General features: G+C 60.1%; 16 protein-coding genes, 7 tRNA genes and 1 pseudogene. 15 read left to right on the top strand and 9 right to left on the bottom strand.

All coding sequences use genetic code 11. The features are described 5' to 3' along the window. Nucleotides 1-65 precede the first annotated feature (65 nt). Nucleotides 66-1169: a glutamate 5-kinase gene (gene proB / locus AB5Y85_RS12780; RefSeq protein WP_005338991.1), complete on the top strand. Its 1104-nt coding sequence runs from the start codon at nt 66-68 to the stop codon at nt 1167-1169. Then, nucleotides 1124-2458, top strand: a complete 1335-nt coding sequence (locus AB5Y85_RS12775; protein WP_257687202.1) for a glutamate-5-semialdehyde dehydrogenase — start codon at nt 1124-1126, stop codon at nt 2456-2458. The genes proB and AB5Y85_RS12775 overlap by 46 nt, the downstream gene beginning before the upstream one ends. A 96-nt stretch (nt 2459-2554) precedes the next feature. On the opposite strand, the gene AB5Y85_RS12770 is transcribed toward AB5Y85_RS12775, so the two are convergent. From AB5Y85_RS12770 to rsgA, 5 genes are read right to left on the bottom strand one after another with little or no spacing between them, the layout of a single operon-like run. Continuing rightward, nucleotides 2555-2944 (bottom strand): hypothetical protein, encoded by a 390-nt coding sequence (locus AB5Y85_RS12770; RefSeq protein ID WP_139732853.1) that lies wholly within the window; start codon nt 2942-2944, stop codon nt 2555-2557. A gap of 2 nt (nt 2945-2946) precedes the next feature. After that, on the bottom strand, nt 2947-3198 hold the full coding sequence (locus AB5Y85_RS12765; RefSeq protein WP_257687197.1) for a DUF2960 domain-containing protein: 252 nt from the start codon (nt 3196-3198) through the stop codon (nt 2947-2949). Next, nucleotides 3188-3457: a VF530 family DNA-binding protein gene (locus AB5Y85_RS12760; protein WP_164537628.1), complete on the bottom strand. Its 270-nt coding sequence runs from the start codon at nt 3455-3457 to the stop codon at nt 3188-3190. Before AB5Y85_RS12760 ends, AB5Y85_RS12765 begins: the two co-directional genes overlap by 11 nt. After that, nucleotides 3454-4326 (bottom strand): archaetidylserine decarboxylase, encoded by an 873-nt coding sequence (asd, locus tag AB5Y85_RS12755; protein ID WP_026034874.1) that lies wholly within the window; start codon nt 4324-4326, stop codon nt 3454-3456. Before asd ends, AB5Y85_RS12760 begins: the two co-directional genes overlap by 4 nt. 28 nt (nt 4327-4354) lie before the next feature. Beyond that, on the bottom strand, nt 4355-5389 hold the full coding sequence (rsgA, locus tag AB5Y85_RS12750) for a small ribosomal subunit biogenesis GTPase RsgA (RefSeq protein ID WP_058057329.1): 1035 nt from the start codon (nt 5387-5389) through the stop codon (nt 4355-4357). A 91-nt stretch (nt 5390-5480) separates the two neighbouring features. Here rsgA and orn point away from each other — a divergent pair, with 91 nt between their 5' ends. From orn to AB5Y85_RS12710, 8 genes are all read left to right on the top strand, one after another. Next, on the top strand, nt 5481-6026 hold the full coding sequence (gene orn / locus AB5Y85_RS12745; RefSeq protein WP_058057259.1) for an oligoribonuclease: 546 nt from the start codon (nt 5481-5483) through the stop codon (nt 6024-6026). Nucleotides 6027-6204: 178 nt separating this feature from the next. Beyond that, nucleotides 6205-6280 (top strand) — tRNA-Gly (locus AB5Y85_RS12740). A 37-nt stretch (nt 6281-6317) separates the two neighbouring features. After that, nucleotides 6318-6393: transfer RNA gene (locus AB5Y85_RS12735), tRNA-Gly, on the top strand. A 33-nt stretch (nt 6394-6426) separates the two neighbouring features. Then, nucleotides 6427-6502 (top strand) — tRNA-Gly (locus tag AB5Y85_RS12730). 25 nt (nt 6503-6527) lie between these two features. Beyond that, nucleotides 6528-6603 (top strand) — tRNA-Gly (locus AB5Y85_RS12725). Between the two features lie 24 nt (nt 6604-6627). After that, nucleotides 6628-6703 (top strand) — tRNA-Gly (locus AB5Y85_RS12720). A gap of 24 nt (nt 6704-6727) precedes the next feature. After that, a tRNA-Gly gene (locus tag AB5Y85_RS12715) sits at nt 6728-6803 on the top strand. Between the two features lie 24 nt (nt 6804-6827). Next, nucleotides 6828-6903, top strand: a tRNA-Gly gene (locus tag AB5Y85_RS12710). A gap of 230 nt (nt 6904-7133) precedes the next feature. Here AB5Y85_RS12710 and AB5Y85_RS12705 read toward each other — a convergent pair. From AB5Y85_RS12705 to AB5Y85_RS12695, 3 genes are all read right to left on the bottom strand, one after another. Next, nucleotides 7134-7343: a cold-shock protein gene (locus tag AB5Y85_RS12705; RefSeq protein ID WP_005338972.1), complete on the bottom strand. Its 210-nt coding sequence runs from the start codon at nt 7341-7343 to the stop codon at nt 7134-7136. Between the two features lie 274 nt (nt 7344-7617). Continuing rightward, nucleotides 7618-8286, bottom strand: coding sequence for a LysM-like peptidoglycan-binding domain-containing protein (locus AB5Y85_RS12700; protein WP_257687810.1), 669 nt, complete (start codon nt 8284-8286; stop codon nt 7618-7620). A 99-nt stretch (nt 8287-8385) separates the two neighbouring features. After that, on the bottom strand, nt 8386-10488 hold the full coding sequence (locus AB5Y85_RS12695) for a methyl-accepting chemotaxis protein (RefSeq protein WP_257687809.1): 2103 nt from the start codon (nt 10486-10488) through the stop codon (nt 8386-8388). A 272-nt stretch (nt 10489-10760) separates the two neighbouring features. Here AB5Y85_RS12695 and gltX point away from each other — a divergent pair, with 272 nt between their 5' ends. Further along, entirely contained in the window at nt 10761-12176 is a 1416-nt protein-coding gene (gene gltX, locus AB5Y85_RS12690; protein WP_257687808.1) for a glutamate--tRNA ligase, read from the top strand. Nucleotides 12177-12320: 144 nt separating this feature from the next. Here the strand turns inward: gltX and AB5Y85_RS12685 are convergent, their stop codons facing one another. Continuing rightward, entirely contained in the window at nt 12321-13571 is a 1251-nt protein-coding gene (locus AB5Y85_RS12685; RefSeq protein ID WP_257687807.1) for a methyl-accepting chemotaxis protein, read from the bottom strand. 101 nt (nt 13572-13672) lie between these two features. On the opposite strand from AB5Y85_RS12685, the gene AB5Y85_RS12680 reads away from it, so the two are divergent. The 4 genes and pseudogenes from AB5Y85_RS12680 to nudC all read left to right on the top strand — a co-directional run. Further along, on the top strand, nt 13673-14425 hold the full coding sequence (locus AB5Y85_RS12680) for a potassium channel family protein (RefSeq protein ID WP_005354446.1): 753 nt from the start codon (nt 13673-13675) through the stop codon (nt 14423-14425). A 146-nt stretch (nt 14426-14571) separates the two neighbouring features. Continuing rightward, nucleotides 14572-15177 carry a TIGR04211 family SH3 domain-containing protein gene (locus tag AB5Y85_RS12675; protein WP_005335443.1) on the top strand — a complete coding sequence of 202 codons (606 nt, stop codon included), beginning with the start codon at nt 14572-14574 and terminating at the stop codon, nt 15175-15177. 314 nt (nt 15178-15491) lie between these two features. Next, nucleotides 15492-18656 carry a bifunctional proline dehydrogenase/L-glutamate gamma-semialdehyde dehydrogenase PutA gene (gene putA, locus AB5Y85_RS12670; RefSeq protein ID WP_257687806.1) on the top strand — a complete coding sequence of 1055 codons (3165 nt, stop codon included), beginning with the start codon at nt 15492-15494 and terminating at the stop codon, nt 18654-18656. A gap of 258 nt (nt 18657-18914) precedes the next feature. Continuing rightward, a pseudogene (gene nudC, locus AB5Y85_RS12665) lies at nt 18915-19117 on the top strand (NAD(+) diphosphatase); the annotation flags it as partial.

Here is a 19117-nt window from a genome sequence, read left to right as displayed (position 1 = left end):
TGCCTTGCAGGGCTCCATGGCCGTGGGTATAAAGATATTCCTTACTTTTTAGCCTTTATGCTCCCATGGAAAACAGAACCATAGTCGTCAAGTTGGGCACCAGCGTGCTCACAGGGGGGTCTTCCCAGCTCAATCGTGCCCATATGGTCGAGCTGGTCAGACAGTGTGCGGCCTTGCACCGTCACGGCCATCGGGTCGTGGTTGTCACATCAGGAGCTATCGCCGCCGGGCGTGAACATCTGGGTCACCCGCCACTGGCGCCAACCCTTCCCAACAAGCAGATGCTGGCGGCGGTTGGTCAGACCCAGCTTATTCGGGTATGGCAGGATCTGTTCAACCTCTACGGTCTGCATATCGGCCAGATGCTGCTGACCCGCGCCGATCTGGAAGATCGGGAGCGCTACCTCAACGCCCGCGACACCATGCGCACCCTGCTCGATCACCGCATTATTCCGGTCATCAACGAAAACGATGCGGTGGCGACCGCCGAGATCAAGGTCGGCGACAACGACAACCTCTCCGCGCGGGCCGCCATTCTGGCGGATGCGGATCTGCTGATCCTGCTAACCGACCAGAAGGGGCTGTTTACCGCCGATCCGCGCACCAATCCCGACGCCCAGCTGATTGAAGAGGTGCAGACCATCGACGATACCCTGCGCTCGCTGGCAGGTGACAGTGTCAGCGGCCTCGGCACCGGTGGCATGGCTACCAAGCTGCAGGCCGCCGATGTGGCGCGCCGCGCTGGTGTCAACGTGGTGATCGCGACCGGCCAGATGCCGGAGGTGATCGGCCGTCTCGCCAAGGGCGAGCGGATTGGCACCCTGTTCCCGGCGCTGGCGTCCCCGCTGGAAGGGCGCAAGAGCTGGATCCTGGCAGGCCCGCCCCCTCACGGCGAAGTCCATGTGGATCAGGGGGCTGTCGCCGCCATGAAGGATAAAGGCTCCAGCCTGCTGCCCAAGGGGATTGTCGCGGTCAAGGGCGACTTTATTCGAGGCGATGTGGTGCGAATTCTTGATCCCAAGGGCGCTGAGCTGGCGCGTGGCATCTGCCGTTACGACCATCTGGAGCTGGATAAGCTGCGCGGCGTCCACTCGGATCAGATTGAGCAGGTACTGGGCTATGGATATGGTTCAGTAGCCATCCATCGAGACGATATGGTGCTGCTCTAACCAGGGCGGCACGGCATGAACAAAAGGGAACCGAGATGAGTCTGGAGAAAATGGGGCAGGCGGCCCGTGAAGCCGCCTATCAGCTGGCCACCATCAGCACGGCGCAGAAGAATCGGGCGCTGGCCGCCATTGCTGACGAGCTGGAGGTGCGCAGTGAGCAGATCCTCGCCGCCAACGCGAAAGATATCGCCGCCGGCCGTGAGGCTGGCTTGTCAGAAGCGATGCTGGATCGCCTGCTGCTCAATCCGGCCCGGCTGGCCGGTATCGTGGCAGATGTGCGCAAGGTGATCACGCTGGACGATCCGGTCGGCGCCGAAATGGATAGCCGGGTGCTGGAGAATGGCCTGCGGCTCTCCCGTCGTCGGGTGCCCATCGGGGTTATCGGCGTCATCTACGAGGCGCGCCCCAACGTCACCATCGATATCGCCAGCCTCTGCCTCAAGACTGGCAACGCCAGCATATTGCGTGGCGGGCGCGAGACCTTCCACTCCAATCTGGAGCTGGTGCGGGTGATCCAGCATGCCTTGGCGGCCTCCGGTCTGCCCGAGGCGGCGGTGCAGTACATCGACAACCCGGATCGGGCGCTGGTCGGCGAGTTGCTGCGTCTCGACCGCTATGTGGACATGATCATCCCCCGTGGCGGTGCTGGCCTGCACAAGATGTGCAAGGAGAACAGCTCCATTCCGGTCATCATCGGCGGGTTCGGCATCAGCCATATCTTCGTCGACGAGAGTGCCGATTTGGTGCGCTCTCTGGCGGTCATCGACAACGCCAAGGTGCAGCGCCCCTCCGCCTGCAACGCCCTCGATACCCTGCTGGTGCACGAGAAAGTCGCTTCGACATTCCTGCCGCAGCTGGTGACGCTGATGAACGAGCGCAAGGTGACGCTGGTGGCCGCGCCCAACGCTATGGCGCTGCTGGCGGGTGCCGATAACCTGTGCGAGGCGGGGCCGGAGGATTTCGATACCGAGTGGCTCGGGCTGACCCTGGGGGTCAAGTTGGTGGCGGATGTGAACGAGGCGCTGGCCCATATGCGCGAGCACAACGCCGGCCACTCCGATGCCATCCTGACTAATGATTTGGCCAATGCCGAGCGTTTCGTCAACGGGGCCGGCTCGGCGGCTGTCTATGTCAACGCCTCGACCCGTTTCACCGATGGCGGCCAGTTTGGTCTGGGCGCTGAAGTGGCGGTGTCGACCCAGATGCTGCATGCCCGTGGCCCCATGGGGTTGACCGAGCTCACCAGCTACAAGTGGGTAGGGCAGGCCGATTACCTCAGCCGTGCCTGATAACAGGCTGTTGCAAAAACAAAAATGCCGACCACAGGGTCGGCATTTTTTTCGCTGGCATCGTGCCGATACCACGCAGTGCGCTATCGCACGGGGTTATTCCCCGTGATAGAGCGCCTTGTCACCGTGCTTGAGCACATAACCCTTCCAGATAAAGAGGGTGTAGCCGCTGCCCTGCCACGACCAGTTGCCCTCCGCACCTTGACGGGTCAGCAAGTGCTGCTCGCCGCTTGGTAGATGCAGTTCGGCTTGCGTCTGGTCGGTGTTGAACAGCACGAAGGCGCTGCTGGTCTGGCTGGCATCGGTTGGATTGAGCCGGATACCCTCTTCAAACAGGCGCACACATTTGCCAGTCAGCGCTGACCACTGATAGCCCGCACTGCCGATACAGCCGTGGCTGTCGCGATCGCCGCCCACCAGATGTTGTTCCGGTGTACTGCATGCCGCCAGCAGCAGAGAGGCGGCCATCAGGGTCAAGGTGCGCATGGTTACTCCTGCAGATCCCGTTCGATGACGATGTTGGAGAATCCCAACTCTTTGAAGTAGTTCTCCTGGTAATCCTTCACGCTTTTCTTGTCGCGGCGACAAACCTGAGCCAGCTGGGCCTCCATGGTGTGAAAACTGGTGAGATCCAGCCCTTCGGCAGCGGCGATGGCGTCGTAGATGCTACGGAACTTGTCGTTCGCGTAGCCGATCTCTTTGGCCTGTTTTTTATAGGTGTACGTAATCTTAAAGGCCATCTTGCCCTTCCTTCTTCGATTTGGCTTGCTTGCGCTGAACGTAGAGGTAGAGGCTCTCTACCTTCTCCCGGGCCCATGGGGTCTTGCGCAAGAACTTCAGGCTGGATTTGACGCTGGGCTCATGGGTGAAGCAGCGGATATTGATCTGCTGCCCCAGTTCTTCCCAGCCGTAGTGTTCGACCAGCGCGGTGACGATGGCTTCCAGCGTCAGCCCGTGCAGCGGGTTGTTCTTCTGCGAGGCGTTCGGTTGCTCGCTCATGCCTGCTCCGCCAGCTTGGCAAAGGGCTGACCCATGCGGGTGGTGACCCCGTTGGCCAGATGCGGCTCGAAACCGGCCAGCATACCCGGGCCAAACAGGCAGACGACAGTACTGCCCAGTTTGAACAGCCCCATCTCGGCACCTTTTTGCAATGTAATGGCCTCGTCGCCAGTGTAGTCCCAGCGCACCACCTTTTTCTCTTTGGTCGGCGCAATGTTGCCGGCCCAGATGGTCTCGATGCTGGCCACGATAGTGGCACCGACCAGCACCAGCGCCATGGGGCCGTGCGGGGTGCGGAAGGTGGCCACCACCCGCTCGTTGCGGGCAAACAGGTTCGGCACGTTCTCGGCGGTGAGCGGGTTGACGGAGAAGAGATCCCCCGGCACGAACACCATGCTCTCCAGCACGCCGTCCAGCGGCATGTGGATGCGGTGGTAATCCTTGGGCGCCAGATAGATGGTGGCGAAGTCGCCATCCTTGAACGGCGCAACCAGATCCTCATAGCCGCCCAGCAGCTCGCGAGCGCTGTAGTCGTGGCCCTTGGCCTGGATGATGCGACCCTGCTGGATGGGGCCGAGCTGGCTGACGGTGCCATCGACCGGCAGCGCCAGAGTCATGGCATCTTCTACCACGGGGCGGATACCGGGCTTGAGCTCGCGGGTGAAGAACTCGTTGAAGCTCTTGTAGTGGGCCGGGCTCTCGTGCAGCGCCTCGCTCATGTCGACCTGGTACTGCTTGATAAAAGCCTCGATCACCTTGGTGGTGATGTTGCCCGCTTCGGCGGCGGCAAACTTGCCGATCAGACGGGAGAGGGCGTGCTTGGGCAGACAGTATTGACCGGCAATTTTCAGGTTGTCAGTAATGCTCATGTTCATCATCAACGTAGGTTTATTAGGGTCACAGGCGCGCTTGTTGGCGACCGTGACGAGCTTCCTGCATGGTTTCCAGGATGCGGTGATAGTTGTGGAAGCGATCGGCGCTGATGGCGCCACTGTCGACTGCCGCCCGCAGGGCACAGCCGGGATCGTCCTTGTGGGTACAGTCGCGGAACTTGCAGCCACCCAGATAGTCGCGAAACTCGACGAAGCACCAGGTGATGCGGTCGGCTTCCAGATGCCAGAGGGCGAACTCGCGGATCCCGGGGGAGTCGATGAGATCGCCGCCGCTGGGGAAGTGGTAGAGCCGCGCCGTGGTGGTGGTGTGCTGGCCGAGTCCCGAGTTTTCGGAGATCTCGCCGGTGAGTACATCCAGCCCCGGCATCAGGGCGTTGGTGAGCGACGACTTGCCCACCCCGGACTGGCCAACGAAGATGCTGATCTTGTCGGTCAGAGCGGCTTTAAGCTCATCCAGCCCTTCGCCGCTCTCGCAGCTCACCAGCAGCACCTCGTAATTGAGTTTGCGGTAGGTTTCGAGCTGGCTTTCGATGCGCGCTCTGGCGGCATCATCGAGCATATCGACCTTGTTCAGCACGATGAGGGGGCGGATCTCCACATCCTCGGCGGCCACCAGATAGCGGTCGACGATGTTGGTGGAGAACTCGGGCATCACCGCCGAGACGATGATGATCTGGTCGATATTGGCGGCGATGGGTTTGACACCGTCGTAGAAGTCCGGCCGGGTCAGTACCGAGTGGCGCGGATGCACCGCCTCGATGACGCCCGCTGTCGCGGCATTGAGGCCGGGACGCCACACTACCTTGTCGCCACAGACCAGACTGCTGATGCTGCTGCGCCGCAGGTTGCTGCGGTGGATGGTGCCATCGACCGCTTCCACGTCTGCGTGCTGACCAAAACGACTGATCACCACCCCTTCGATGGCGGGGCCAAACAGGGTGTCATCCACCACTGTGGTGTGATCTTTTTGCAGTCGCCGCTCGCGGTTGGCCTGGACGCGTCTTTGTTGACCCAGATTGAGTTTTGCTTTCTTTGCCACTCGATTCGCCAGTTTATGAACAGATCCAAAGCCAGTATGATACATGCAAATTGGCAAAATTCCGCCATTCCTCCCAACAGAGAGAGTAATCATGACAGTCAGCGCGCAGAACCTGGTATGGATCGACATGGAGATGACGGGGCTCGACCCCGAAGAGAACGTGGTACTGGAGATTGCCACCATAGTCACCGACAAGGACCTGAACGTGCTGGCCGAAGGGCCGGTGATCGCCATTCATCAGAGTGATGAAGAGCTGGCCAAGATGGACGACTGGAACGTCAACACCCACACCAAGAGCGGTCTGGTGGCCCGGGTCAAGGCGAGCCAGCATGACGAGGCGAAAGCCGTTGCCGAGACCCTCGCGTTCATTCGCCAGTGGGTGCCGGAGCGCACCAGCCCGCTGTGCGGCAACAGCATCGGTCAGGATCGCCGCTTCATGGTCAAGCACATGAGCGATCTGGAAGCTTTCTTCCACTATCGCAACGTCGACGTCAGCACCATCAAGGAGCTGGTACGCCGCTGGCAGCCGGAATTGCTGGATCAGTTCAAGAAGAGCGGCACCCACCAGGCGCTGGACGACATCCGCGAATCCATCGCCGAGCTGCAGTTCTATCGCAGCCACGTCTTCAAGATCTGATTCCCCGGCAAGGGGTTGTCATGCGCTGGCTGCTAAAATCGACAGTTCGGCCAGCTTTTGAGCGAACGCGCGCAACCAGACAAAAAAGCCCTTGCAATTGGAATGACTGCTCTTATAATTCGGCTCCCGTACAGTAGCGCAAGCAACCAAATGCTGTACGGCCTGTTTTAAGGTAGTTGCGGGAATAGCTCAGTTGGTAGAGCACGACCTTGCCAAGGTCGGGGTCGCGAGTTCGAGTCTCGTTTCCCGCTCCAAAAATCTGATGATGACACTGGTGCAAACCAGCCCGATGCGGGAATAGCTCAGTTGGTAGAGCACGACCTTGCCAAGGTCGGGGTCGCGAGTTCGAGTCTCGTTTCCCGCTCCAATCATCAGCCAGCCTAAAGACAACCAAATTGTTGCGGGAATAGCTCAGTTGGTAGAGCACGACCTTGCCAAGGTCGGGGTCGCGAGTTCGAGTCTCGTTTCCCGCTCCAAAAAATTTGTAAGTGATATTCCGATGCGGGAATAGCTCAGTTGGTAGAGCACGACCTTGCCAAGGTCGGGGTCGCGAGTTCGAGTCTCGTTTCCCGCTCCAATCACTTGCAGATGACATTCTGTTGCGGGAATAGCTCAGTTGGTAGAGCACGACCTTGCCAAGGTCGGGGTCGCGAGTTCGAGTCTCGTTTCCCGCTCCAAACATTTGTAAGTGACATTCCGTTGCGGGAATAGCTCAGTTGGTAGAGCACGACCTTGCCAAGGTCGGGGTCGCGAGTTCGAGTCTCGTTTCCCGCTCCAATCACTTGTAAATGACATTCTGTTGCGGGAATAGCTCAGTTGGTAGAGCACGACCTTGCCAAGGTCGGGGTCGCGAGTTCGAGTCTCGTTTCCCGCTCCAATCTCTCTTCGAAGTTTTCATAATCCCTTTGAATTTCCCCTCACATCGCGCTGCGATGCTTTGTCGTATCTGGCGTTTACTCAGCGTGTCTCTGCTACCTCCTACAAACAGGAAGGCGGTACGAGTTCATTGTGCGGGTTGTACGTGGGAAAGGTGGTTGGCAGGAAGAATTGCGGGCAAAAAAAAGAGGAGGGGCCTTGGCTCCTCCTGCATGATTCACTGGCGCGGGCTTAGACCAGAGTAACGTTCTCAGCCTGAGGGCCTTTTTTGCCCTGGGTCACAGTGAACTGGACTTTTTGACCTTCAGCCAGGGTTTTGAAACCGGTGCTCTGGATGGAGGAGAAGTGAACGAATACGTCCGGACCCTGGGATTGTTCAATAAAGCCAAAACCCTTGGTTTCGTTGAACCATTTTACCTGGCCGGTGCGAATGTCAGACATGTGCTAAATCCTATCAATAACAAAATGAAACTAAGCCCGTGCTGGGCTGCATTTGCCTTGCAAGCAGGGGTTGGCTCATGACTGACCACGTCTCTTTGTCCCAGTAGCACGTAGAACAATCCCTGTCTAAAGCACAAACGATTGTACGTTAGCGCCGATCCTTGTCAATTTGACCCCTTTCGTTTTTTGAACAAGCTAAAAATATTGTGAAGTCAGTAGCTTATTTGAAGATATTTGACTGAAAAAAAACGGGAGGCCAGCGCCTCCCGTGTTGTTATTCCTTGAGGGCAAACCCTTCGCCCTGCCGGTCGTAGCGGTAGACTGCCTGACCGTAGGAGCGGATCTCCACCCGCTGGATGCGGCGGGTGTCGTCCACCAGGATGAAGATAGAGCGGCCCGATTGCAGGCGGGTCAGGGGGCGATCCGGCCCCTCGATGGCGATCAGGCGGCTCAGCTCGGCACCCGGCAACTCGAATTTGCGCCAGATGGAGTAGAGGGTCTCACCCGCCTGCACATCGTGTTGCAGCCAGGTACCGTTGACCTTCTCTTCGACTGGTTTGGCTGCCGCGGGGGCACTGCCTGCCGCGCCATTACCGACAGTTAGAGCTTGAGCAGGTACGGCCAGCGGCACTTCCAGCGAGCCTGAAGGGGCTGCTTTGGGGGCGGATGGTACTGGCTCCCAGGCAAGCACCAGCAACCAGAGCGGGATCAGGATCAGCAGACCAATGGTGTTTTTGCGGGGCAGCGGGCTGGACAGCTTGAATTTGCCTGCTTTGGCATCCTGGCGGCGTTGGCCGAGGTTGCTCATCCCTTGGCCAAAACGTTGGCGCAGGGACAGCGTCGCGGCATTGATGCGATGGAGCAGGGATCCTTGTGATTCGTCTTGGCGACGCTGCTGGGCTCGTCTGTTATGGCCTCGTGGGCGACGGTCCGGGGTGGGCACGGCATTTACCTCTCACTACATTGCCTGCCATCAGGCAAATTCGTCGCCTATGGTAAACGGACTCGCCCCCGAGGGGGAGAGTCCTGATGCGGAAAATTATCAGCTGAGACGAAATTGACCCAATAATTGCTGCAATTTGTCGGCCGCCTGACGCAAAGCCTGACTGGCTTTGGCCGTTTCGGTCGCATCCTGAGCAATGTCGTTGGCCAGTGCGTTGGTTTTTGACAGGTTGCCGGAGACGGTTTCTGAGACCGAGCTCTGCTCTTCGGCGGCGGAGGCGATCTGATAGGTCATGTCGTTGATGGTGGAGATGGCCTGGTAGATGCTGCCGAGCGCCTCTTCCGCCAGATCCGCTTCGCTCACCGCCTGATGGGTCAGCTGCTGGCTCTGGGTGATGGCGTTGACTGCATTGGTGGAGCTGAGGCGGATCTTCTCTATCAACTCCTGGGTGTTCTGTACCGCCTGCTGGGTATTGCCCGCCAGTTTGCGCACCTCATCGGCGACTACCGCAAAGCCGCGGCCCTGTTCGCCAGCCCGGGCAGCCTCGATGGCGGCGTTGAGGGCCAGCAGGTTGGTCTGATCGGCAATCCCCTGAATGACGGTGAGTATGCTGGTGATCTGGGCGCTGTCGTGAGCCAGCCCTTCGACCACTTCGGCCCCTTTACCGGCTTCCGCCGCGACCTTGTGCATCGACTGGATCACCTGCTGGAAGCGCTCCTTGCCCTGATCGGCTGCGCCTTGCGCCTGTTTGGCCGAGTCGGCGGTGTTGTTGGCGTGGGTGGCGACCTCCTGGCTGACGTAGGACATCTCCTGCACCGCGGTCAGCATCTGCTCCATCTCCGCCTGATGGTGCTGAAGGTTGTTGTCGGTCTGGCCGGCGATGCGATCGGTATCACCGGCGTAGCGGTTCACCTCACTGGCAGTCTTGAGCACATCCCCGAGCAATCCTTGCAGCTTGTCGATAAAGCGGTTTATCCCCTTGGCGAGATCCCCCAGCTCATCCACCGAGCGGGTTGCGAGGCGCTTGGTGAGATCCCCTTCACCATCTGCGATGTCATCCACCAGGCTGACCATCTGACGGATGGGGCCGGTGATGCTGCGGGCAATCACCAGCATGGTGACCAGCGCCAGCACCAGCACTATAAAGGCGCCCACCAATTGCTGGGTCATGGCTGCCTGGTTCATGTCGCTCAGCTGGCTCTCCAGCTGATCGGCTCCCGCCAGAACCACCTTGTAGGGCAGGGTGACGATGATGGCCCAGTTGCGGCTCATTCCCGGCACCATGATGGGGACGGAAATACGGAATGACTCGTCCAGCTCCTGACGCTGAACTTCCGGTTTCAGGTACTGCTGCCACTGGTTGCCCAGCACCTTACTTGCGCTGCTACCGAGCAGGCTGGCATCGCCGCTGGTGCCGGTGATGACACCGGCGGCGCTGACGATCAGGGTTTCGCCCTTGCCGTCATAGATGTTGCTGTTGAGGCTCTTGGCCTGACGGCTGATGGAGTCCACCGCCAGATCCAGCGCGGCGATCCCCTTGAACTGACCATCCACCATGATGGGGGTGGTGATCGTGCTCACCAGCACCTGCTGACCGTTGATATCCACCTTGAAGGGATCGATGAGGCAAGAGCGTCCTTCCCGCTTCGGGCAGGCGTAGTAGTCGTTGGCGGGATTGCCGAATTCGTCCGGGTCGGTTTTTTCGATGGAGAGCAGCAGATCGGTACCGATTTGATCCTTGTCGCGATAGAAGTAGGGCACGAAGCGCCCCTTGTCGTCACTGCCCAGCGCACTCTGGCCAGCAAAGCTGGCATCCTGACCGTCGAAACCGTTGGGTTCGAAGCCGGCGAAGGCGCCATAGAGTTGGGGTTCAAGGGCGAGCTGCGCCTTGAGCAGGTCGGTGGCCTGCTGGCGATCCAGCGGCAGTTTGCCCTGTTGTTGCAGGGCGAGGGCGCTGGCCATCTGCTGGGTGTAGGAGAGCCCTTTTTGCAGCAGCTGGGTGATGGTTGCCGCCTCGGCGCGGGCATTGGCGCTGACCTTCTGCCATGCCTCCTGCTGCAGCGCTTCACGGCTGGAGCTGATGGTGAGTTGTTGGGTCTGTTGGCCGGAGTATTGGTTGAGCAGGATCAGGATGACCAGGGCTACGGTCATGGCGATCCCGGCCATCACTAGAATGCGATTCTGGATAGAACGGAACTGCATTGTCTCTTCCTTGTTCGTGAGAGTGTGGTGAGCGTTATTTGGGTATCGACCGGAGGAGGCAGCTCTCCAGCATTGTGCATAGCAAATCGGAAACGGGGCTTCTGTTTTGCGATCCTCTTCAAATATCGGGCTACAGATGCAAATGGTGACAGATTTAATCCCCTACTTTAGCCCGCAATGGCGTCATGGTTTTCCCATCCGTGATTGTCGGTGCTAAAATGCGACGGTTTTTTTAACGAATTGGCCCAAGGCCCTCTACACAAGGCTTAAAGATGAAAGTCAAAACCCGTTTTGCTCCCAGCCCGACCGGCTTTTTGCATGTCGGCGGTGCCCGTACCGCACTCTATTCCTGGTTGTTTGCAAAGAACCAGGGCGGTGAGTTCGTGCTGCGTATTGAGGATACCGACCTGGAACGTTCCACTCAGGAGGCGATCGACGCCATCATTGAGGGCATGGAATGGCTGGAGCTGAACTGGGATGAGGGCCCCTACTACCAGACCAAGCGCTTCGATCGCTACAACGGTCTGATCGACGAGATGCTGGCCGATGGCCGCGCCTACAAGTGCTACTGCTCCAAAGAGCGTCTGGAAGCGCTGCGTGAAGGCCAGATGGCCAACGGCGAGAAGCCCCGTTATGACGGCAAGTGCCGCGACCACGCCCACGATCACCCTGCCGATGCACCGCACGTGATCCGCTTCCGCAACCCGACCGAAGGTTCCGTGGTGTTCGATGACCACGTCCGTGGCCGCATCGAGTTCGCCAACACCGAGCTAGACGATCTGATCATCCGCCGTACCGACGGCGCGCCGACCTACAACTTCTGCGTAGTGGTTGATGACTGGGATATGGAGATCACCCACGTGGTGCGTGGCGAAGACCACATCAACAACACCCCGCGCCAGATCAACATCTACAAGGCGCTGAACGCGCCGGTGCCGGAGTTTGCCCACGTCTCCATGATCCTGGGTGACGACGGTGCCAAGCTCTCCAAGCGCCACGGTGCTGTCTCCGTGATGCAGTACCGCGACGACGGCTACCTGCCAGAAGCGCTGCTGAACTATCTGGTACGTCTGGGCTGGTCCCACGGAGATCAGGAGATCTTCAGCCTGGAAGAGATGATCAAGCTGTTCAGTCTGGATGCCATCTCCAAGTCCGCCTCTGCCTTCAACACCGACAAGCTGCTGTGGTTGAACAACCACTACATGCGCAGCCTGGATTCTGCTTATGTGGCCAAGCATCTGGCATGGCACATGGAAAACCAGAAGATCGACACCAGCAATGGCCCGGCGCTGGCCGAGGTGGTCACCCTGCTGGCCGAGCGCTGCAACACCCTGGTCGAGATGGCCGCCCAGAGCCGCTATCTGTTCGAAGAGTACGAAGCCATTGACGAGGTGGCTGCCAAGAAGCACCTGCGTGGCGTCGCTGCCGAGCCGCTCACCTTGGCCAAAACCAAGCTGGCTGCACTGGATAGCTGGACCACCGAAGCGCTGCACGAACTGATTGAAGCGACAGCCGCCGAACTGGGTCAGGGTATGGGCAAGGTTGGTATGCCGCTGCGTGTGGCCGTCACCGGTCTGGGCCAATCCCCTGCCATCGACGCCGTGATGGCACTGGTGGGCAAGGAGCGCGTACTGGCGCGTATCGACCGCGCACTGGCTTACATCGAAGCCCGCATGGCTGCCGAGTAAGTGCTGCCGATGTGGCAGGCGAGGGGATAACCCCGCTCTGCCACATGCTGAATAGCAAAAATCCGAAGCCACAGGTTTCGGATTTTTTTATGGTCAGAGAGGCGGCGGGGCATAATGGCGGTCATGCTCGACCAAGGAAAGCTGTCACGCGAGCTTGAAGGACTGGATCTGGCTGTCGAGCTCCTTGCTGTGCTGCTCGACCAGCTCGGAGGCCTCTTGCAGTTCGCGCAGCACCACCACGGAGCCTTCGGCGATCTGTTTGACCTGTTCCAGATTACCGCGCATCTCTTCGGCGACCGAGCTCTGCTGCTCGGAGGCGGCGGCGATGTGGCGGTTCATGTCGGCGACACCCTGTACCCGCTGCACTATGGTGGCGAGCTGGGTACCGGCCTGGGTCACCTGTTCCACCCCCTTGTCGGCCTGCTGTACGCTTTGGGCCATCAGCTCGCCAGCCTGATGGGCATTGCTCTGCAGCTGTTCGATCATCTTCTGGATTTCGACGGTGGCGGCCTGAGCCCGGTTGGCCAGCTCACGCACTTCGGAGGCCACCACGGCAAAGCCACGACCCGCTTCACCGGCGCGGGCCGCTTCGATGGCGGCGTTCAGGGCCAACAGGTTGGTCTGCTCCGAGATGCCGCGAATGGTGTCGACTACCGAGCCAATGCGCTCGACCCCCTGCTCCACCTCGTTGACCACGGTGGCGGAACGCTGGATGTTGCCGGAGAGGGTGTCTATGGTGCTGACGGTGTCGGCCACGCAGCGGCTCCCCTCTTCCGCCAGTTGGCTGGTCTCGGCGGTGGCGTGAGAGGCCTGATCCGCATGGGCGGCAACTTCGCGAATGGCGCCGACCATCTGGCTCATGGCGCTGGCCAGCTGTTCGATCTGGGTGAACTCTTCGTTGATCGCTTCGTTGGCCTCTTCCATGCAAAGGGTCACCTGGGAGGCGATGTCGTTGAGCTCCTTGCAGGCGGCGCGCTGGTTGCCAAACACCTCTTTGAGATTCTCCTGGGAGTGGGAGACCGCCTTGGCGATGTCACCGAATTCGTCACGAGACTTGAGCAGTACCTTGTGGCTGAGGTCCCGCTTGGCGAAGCGCTCCAGCAGGCCCACCAGATAGTGCACCTGCTTGACCATCAGGCGGGAGCCGGTGAGCAGCAGGATCACGAACAGCAGCCCCATGATGGCGGTCTCCATCAGACCGGTCCAGAGCAGGCGATTGGAGATCGCATCCGCCTTGGCGGGATCGAGCCCTTCGCTGAGCAGGGTCGCTTCCAGATTGTTGGCGTCAAACCAGAGTTTTGTCAGTAGCAGGAGGGTACTGAACACCATCAGCAGCACCACTTTTGGTACCAACCGGATGTTGCTCATTCTTTTCTCCAGCAGGTTCAGCTGCATTGTCATTCTCCTTTTAAAAGCCGTTTTTTCCTTTGTCCTCAGGACTATCGGCATTATCTTCTCTTTTATTAATTTGCACTGTGCTTAAAGTTGGAAAATGTATGCGACATCACTTAACTCATCTGCGGGCGATGGATCTGCTGATGGCATTTCTGTCGATTATCTCGGTTGTGCTGGTGACGGCCCGCTGGTGGGGCCATGAGAGCCTGACACCACAGACCCTGCAGCTCTTCTATGACCTCGACAGTCTGATCTGCTACTTCTTCCTCGCGCACTTTGCTTATGGCTGGATCCGGGCCTCCGATCGCAAGGCCTATTTCAAGGCCAACTGGATCTATCTGCCGGGTAGCCTGCCGATGGCGGAGCAACTGCGCTGGGCGCGGTTGATCCAGCTGTGGCGGGTCTATCAGCTGTTCAAGGAGCACCCGGATCTCTGGGCCATGTTCCGTCGCGAGCGCAACGAGACCACCCTCTCCGGTATCCTGTTTCTGTTCTTCCTGCTGCTGGGGGTGGGCTCCGGCGTCATGTACTGGATTGAGTCAGGCCAGCCCGGCAGCCAGATTGAGACACCTTACGACGCGTTCTGGTGGACGCTGGTGACCCTCTCGACAGTGGGTTACGGGGATCTGGTGCCCAAGACCGAGGAGGGGCGGTTTGTCGCCAGCCTGCTGATCCTGTTCGGGGTCGGTCTGTTCGGTGCCATCAGCGGTTTCATGGCCAGCCTGTTTTTGCAGCCCAACAAGGGGGATGGCGAGACCGACAAGTGGCGTCATCACTACAACAATCAGCAAGAGGAGCTGCTGCGGGAGATCCGCGCCCTGCGCAGCGAGGTGCAGGAGCTGAAAAACAAGTGAGACCGCAGACGGGCAAGTTGCGAGTTGACTCGCAACTCTGCGCTCTTTAATCCGGGGGAGGTGCTTTTTCTTTGCTTGTCCTTTAACCTGCTGGCGGCTTAACATTCAACCTCTTGTCCAAACCTGAAAAAGAGAACCGATCGACCATGCGCGCCCTTCTCGGGATTTTGATCTGCTTGTGTGCCCAACAGGCACTGGCCGATACCCGTTATGTTTCAGACAACATCTTTACCTATATCCACAATGGCCCGGGTACCCAGTACCGGATCCTTGGCAGCGTCAAGGCTGGTGAACCGCTGGAGGTAAAGGCGGTGAACAGCGAGGCCGGTTTCACCCAGGTGGTGGACGGTCGTGGCCGCGAGGGGTGGATCAAGAACAGCGAACTGCAGAGCCAGATCAGCCTGCGCGAGCGTCTGCCCCAGGTGGAAAAAGAGCGCGATGAGCTTAAAGATCGCCTGCAGAACCTTAACGGTGACAACGAGAAACGCTTCACCGAGAAGGATGGCCAGATCGCTGCCCAGAGCAAGGAGATCGCCGCCCTCAAGGCTCAGCTGGTCAGTCAGGGTGAGGAGATGAGCAATCTCAAAGAGCAGAATGATGCCCTGACCCAGAGCTACGACAACCAGGAGCACGACATGCAGATGGACTGGTTTATCCGTGGTGGTGCCATGGTGGGGGCCGGTATTCTGCTTGGCATCCTGCTGCCGATGCTGCCCCGTCGTCGCAGCCGCGGCGATCGCTGGATGAACTGACTACATCTGGCTGAATGAATTGCTTAGAAGGGTCGCCGTGGCGGCCCTTCTTTTTTTGGGGCGTATTGGGCGGAATGCGTGGCTGCTTTGCGATAGAGCGGCGGCAGATCGTATACAAAATGAAGTCAGATGACCCTCACGCATGCTGGCGTATTAGCTTCAAAAGGGAATTCATGGGGGGAATGAGCGATCTTTGTTAAAGAGTGGCAACAAATTCATTTCATATAGGGTGCAACATTGTATACATTATCGGCGTTTCGGCGGCGCGTCCGCCTTTGTCGATATCAGCCCTAGGGCGTACAGGAAGACCCCATATGTTCAAAGCTACTCAAGTGCTTGCCGCTGACTATATCCCCTCTGATCTGGCCGCCCTGCGCGAAGCCATCACCCAGAACTATGTGGTGGATGAAAATGCCTATCTGGCCGAACTGTCGGCCATGCTGCCGGGGGATGGCGCCTCGCTGGAGCAGGTGACCCAGCGTGCCCGTACTCTGGTGACCAAGGTGCGCAAGGAGAGCGGCTCCGGTGACGGTATCGACGCCTTCCTGCAGGAGTACAGCCTGGATACCCAGGAGGGGATCATCCTGATGTGTCTGGCCGAGGCGCTGCTGCGCATTCCCGATGCCGAGACCGCCGATGCCCTGATCAAGGACAAGCTCTCCGGCGCCAACTGGTCATCCCATTTCCGCAAGAGCGACTCTACTCTGGTCAACGCCTCCACCTGGGGGCTGATGCTGACCGGCAAGATCATCAAGCTCGACAAAAAGCTGGACGGCAACCCGGCCAACCTGCTGGGGCGCATGGTCAACAAGCTGGGGGAGCCGGTGGTGCGCTCTGCCATGTATGCCGCCATGAAGATCATGGGCAAGCAGTTCGTGCTGGGGCGCGACATGAAGGAGGCCCTCAAGGCGAGCCGCAAATCCCGCGAGCTGGGCTACACCCACACCTACGACATGCTGGGTGAATCGGCACTGACCATGCAGGATGCCGACAAGTATCTGACCGATTACCGCAACGCCATTGAGGCGGTGGGCAACGAGCGGATCAGCGACGGCGGCCCGGCCCCCTCCATCTCCATCAAGCTCTCGGCGCTCCATCCACGCTATGACGTGGCCAACCGCGAACGGGTGCTCGGCGAAATGTGTGAGCGGCTGGTGGGGCTGGTGCGGCTGGCCCGCGACAAGGATGTGGCCATAAGCATCGATGCCGAGGAGATGGACCGCCTCGAGCTGTCGCTGGACTTGTTCGAACAGCTCTACCGCTCCGACGCCAACCGCGGCTGGGGCAAGCTCGGCATGGTGGTGCAGGCCTACTCCAAGCGTGCGCTGCCGGTACTCTGCTGGCTCACCGCCCTGGCTCGCGAGCAGGGTGACCTCATTCCGGTGCGACTGGTAAAAGGCGCCTACTGGGACAGCGAACTGAAATATGCCCAGCAGGCGGGCCTGCCCGGCTACCCGCTCTTTACCCGCAAGGCGGGCACCGATATCTCCTACCTCGCCTGCGCCCGCTACCTGCTGAGCGAGCCGACTCGCGGCTTTATCGCCCCCCAGTTCGCCACCCACAACGCGAATACCGTGGTCAGCATTCTGGAGATGGTCGGTGATCGTCAGTTTGAATTCCAGCGCCTGCACGGCATGGGGGAGGAGCTGCACAACGCGGTGCTGAACGACAATCCCGGCCTGCACTGTCGCATCTATGCGCCGGTCGGCGCCCACAAGGATCTGCTGCCCTATCTGGTGCGCCGCCTGTTGGAGAACGGGGCCAACACCTCCTTCGTTCACAAGCTGGTGGACCCCAACACCCCGGTGGATTCGCTGGCCGAGCATCCGCTGCGCACCCTCAAGCGCTACTCCGGCTTTGCCAACGACCGCATTCCGCAGCCGGTGAACCTCTTCACCGACCGCAAGAATTCCAGCGGCGTCAACATGAATATCCTCTCCATCCAGCGCCCCTTCTTCGCCCGCTTGAAAGAGCTGGAGAGCAAGCAGTGGCTGGCGGGCCCCATCGTCGATGGCGAGACCCTCAAGCGCAGCGAGGCACGCACCGTGCTGAGCCCGCAGGATGTGAGCCTCACCGTCGGCAAGATCCACTGGGCCGACGAGCAGGCGGTGGAGCAGGCCTTGGCATCTGCCCACGCCGCCTTCCCGCGCTGGCGCGAAACCCCGGTGAGCGAGCGGGCCGCCGCGCTGGAGAAGCTGGCAGATCTGCTGGAAGCGAACCGCGAGCAGTTCGTCTCCCTCTGTACCCGCGAGGCGGGCAAGCTGCTGCAAGATGGCATCGACGAGGTGCGTGAAGCGGTCGATTTTTGCCGCTACTACGCGGTGCAGGCCCGCAGCCTGATGGGGCAGGCGACCCTGCTGCCCGGTTATACCGGCGAGCAGAACGAGCTGTTCCTGCAGGGGCGCGGTGTCTTTGTCTGCATTAGCCCGTGGAACTTCCCGTTGGCGATCTTCCTCGGCCAAATTGCTGCTGCGCTGGCCACCGGCAACACCGTTATCGCCAAACCGGCGGAGCAGACCGGCCTTATCGCCCATCTGGCGGTGACTCTGGCCCATCAAGCTGGTATTCCGGGCGACGTGCTGCAACTGCTGCCCGGTGACGGCGCCATCGTGGGTGCCAAGTTGACAGCCGATCCGCGTATCGGCGGCGTATGCTTCACCGGCTCCACCGAGACCGCCAAGCTGATCAACATGACCCTGGCCCAGCGCGATGGCGCCATCCTGCCGCTTATCGCCGAGACTGGCGGTCAGAACGCCATGATCGTCGACTCCACCGCGCTGCCGGAGCAGGTGGTGCGCGACGTGGTGAGCGCCGCCTTCCAGAGCGCCGGTCAGCGCTGCTCTGCCCTGCGGGTGCTCTACCTGCAGGAGGAGATCGCAGAGCGGGTGCTGGAGATCCTCACCGGCGCCATGCAGGAGCTGAAAGTGGGCAACCCGGCCGAGCACAACACCGACGTCGGCCCGGTGATCGATGCCGATGCCAAGGCCGGTCTCGATGCTCACCTCGCCTACATGATCCCGCGTGCTCGCCTGATTGCGCAGGCGCCGATGCCCGCCGCGACCATGGAGGGACACTTCGTCCAGCCGACCGCGCTGGAGATTGGCTCCATCCGCGAGCTGGCCAAGGAGCAGTTCGGCCCCATCCTGCACGTGGTGCGCTATGCCACCCGGGATCTGGACAAGGTGATCAGCGACATCAACGGCACCGGCTACGGTCTGACGCTGGGGATCCACAGCCGCAACGAATCCCACGCGGAGGAGCTGGCGAGCCGCATCAACGTGGGCAACGTCTACATCAACCGCAACCAGATCGGCGCCATGGTCGGGGTGCAGCCGTTCGGCGGGCAGGGGCTCTCCGGCACCGGCCCCAAGGCGGGTGGCCCCCACTATCTCGGGCGGTTTGTTACCGAGAAGACCCGTACCATCAACACCACTGCAGTGGGCGGCAACGCCTCCCTGTTGGCGATGGGCGATGCCTGATCCGCGTCGATAGAGGCCGGATTCGGGATACCGGATAACAGCAGGCCGCCTTCGGGCGGCCTCTTTGTTGATGTGCTCCTCTTGCTCGCCGGTTTTGGCCCCGGCGGGACGAAGATCGGAGGCGATTTTGTTGTGGCGGCGGGTCGTCAGTGGCGCTTGCCAGTCGTAAGATGGGGCCCATTCGCGCTATTTTGCCCCTGCTGCAGCCTGCTGTGACCGTGGCGTTGTTTAATCTGACTTAACGAGAGTGTTTATCCGATGTCATTAACTGAACAAGCTCGCTGGTTTGTCGTGGCGGGTGACCATCAAATCCTGCTCGATGAGGCGGGTCAGGTGCCGAGCGGCGTGAAGGCGTGCCTGCCCGCAGCGCTTGCCGGTGCCCGTTTCGAGCGTTTTGACGAGTGGCAGGGGCAGCCCTGCTATCTGCTGGATCTGGGGGCTGAGGCCGCCACGACTATGAT

Origin of the sequence: Aeromonas sp. R3-1 (assembly GCF_040908345.1) — a bacterium.
Taxonomy (GTDB): Bacteria; Pseudomonadota; Gammaproteobacteria; order Enterobacterales; family Aeromonadaceae; genus Aeromonas; species Aeromonas veronii.
The sequence above is the reverse complement of the archived record's forward strand: the minus strand, read 5'-3'. Positions and strand labels throughout refer to the sequence as shown.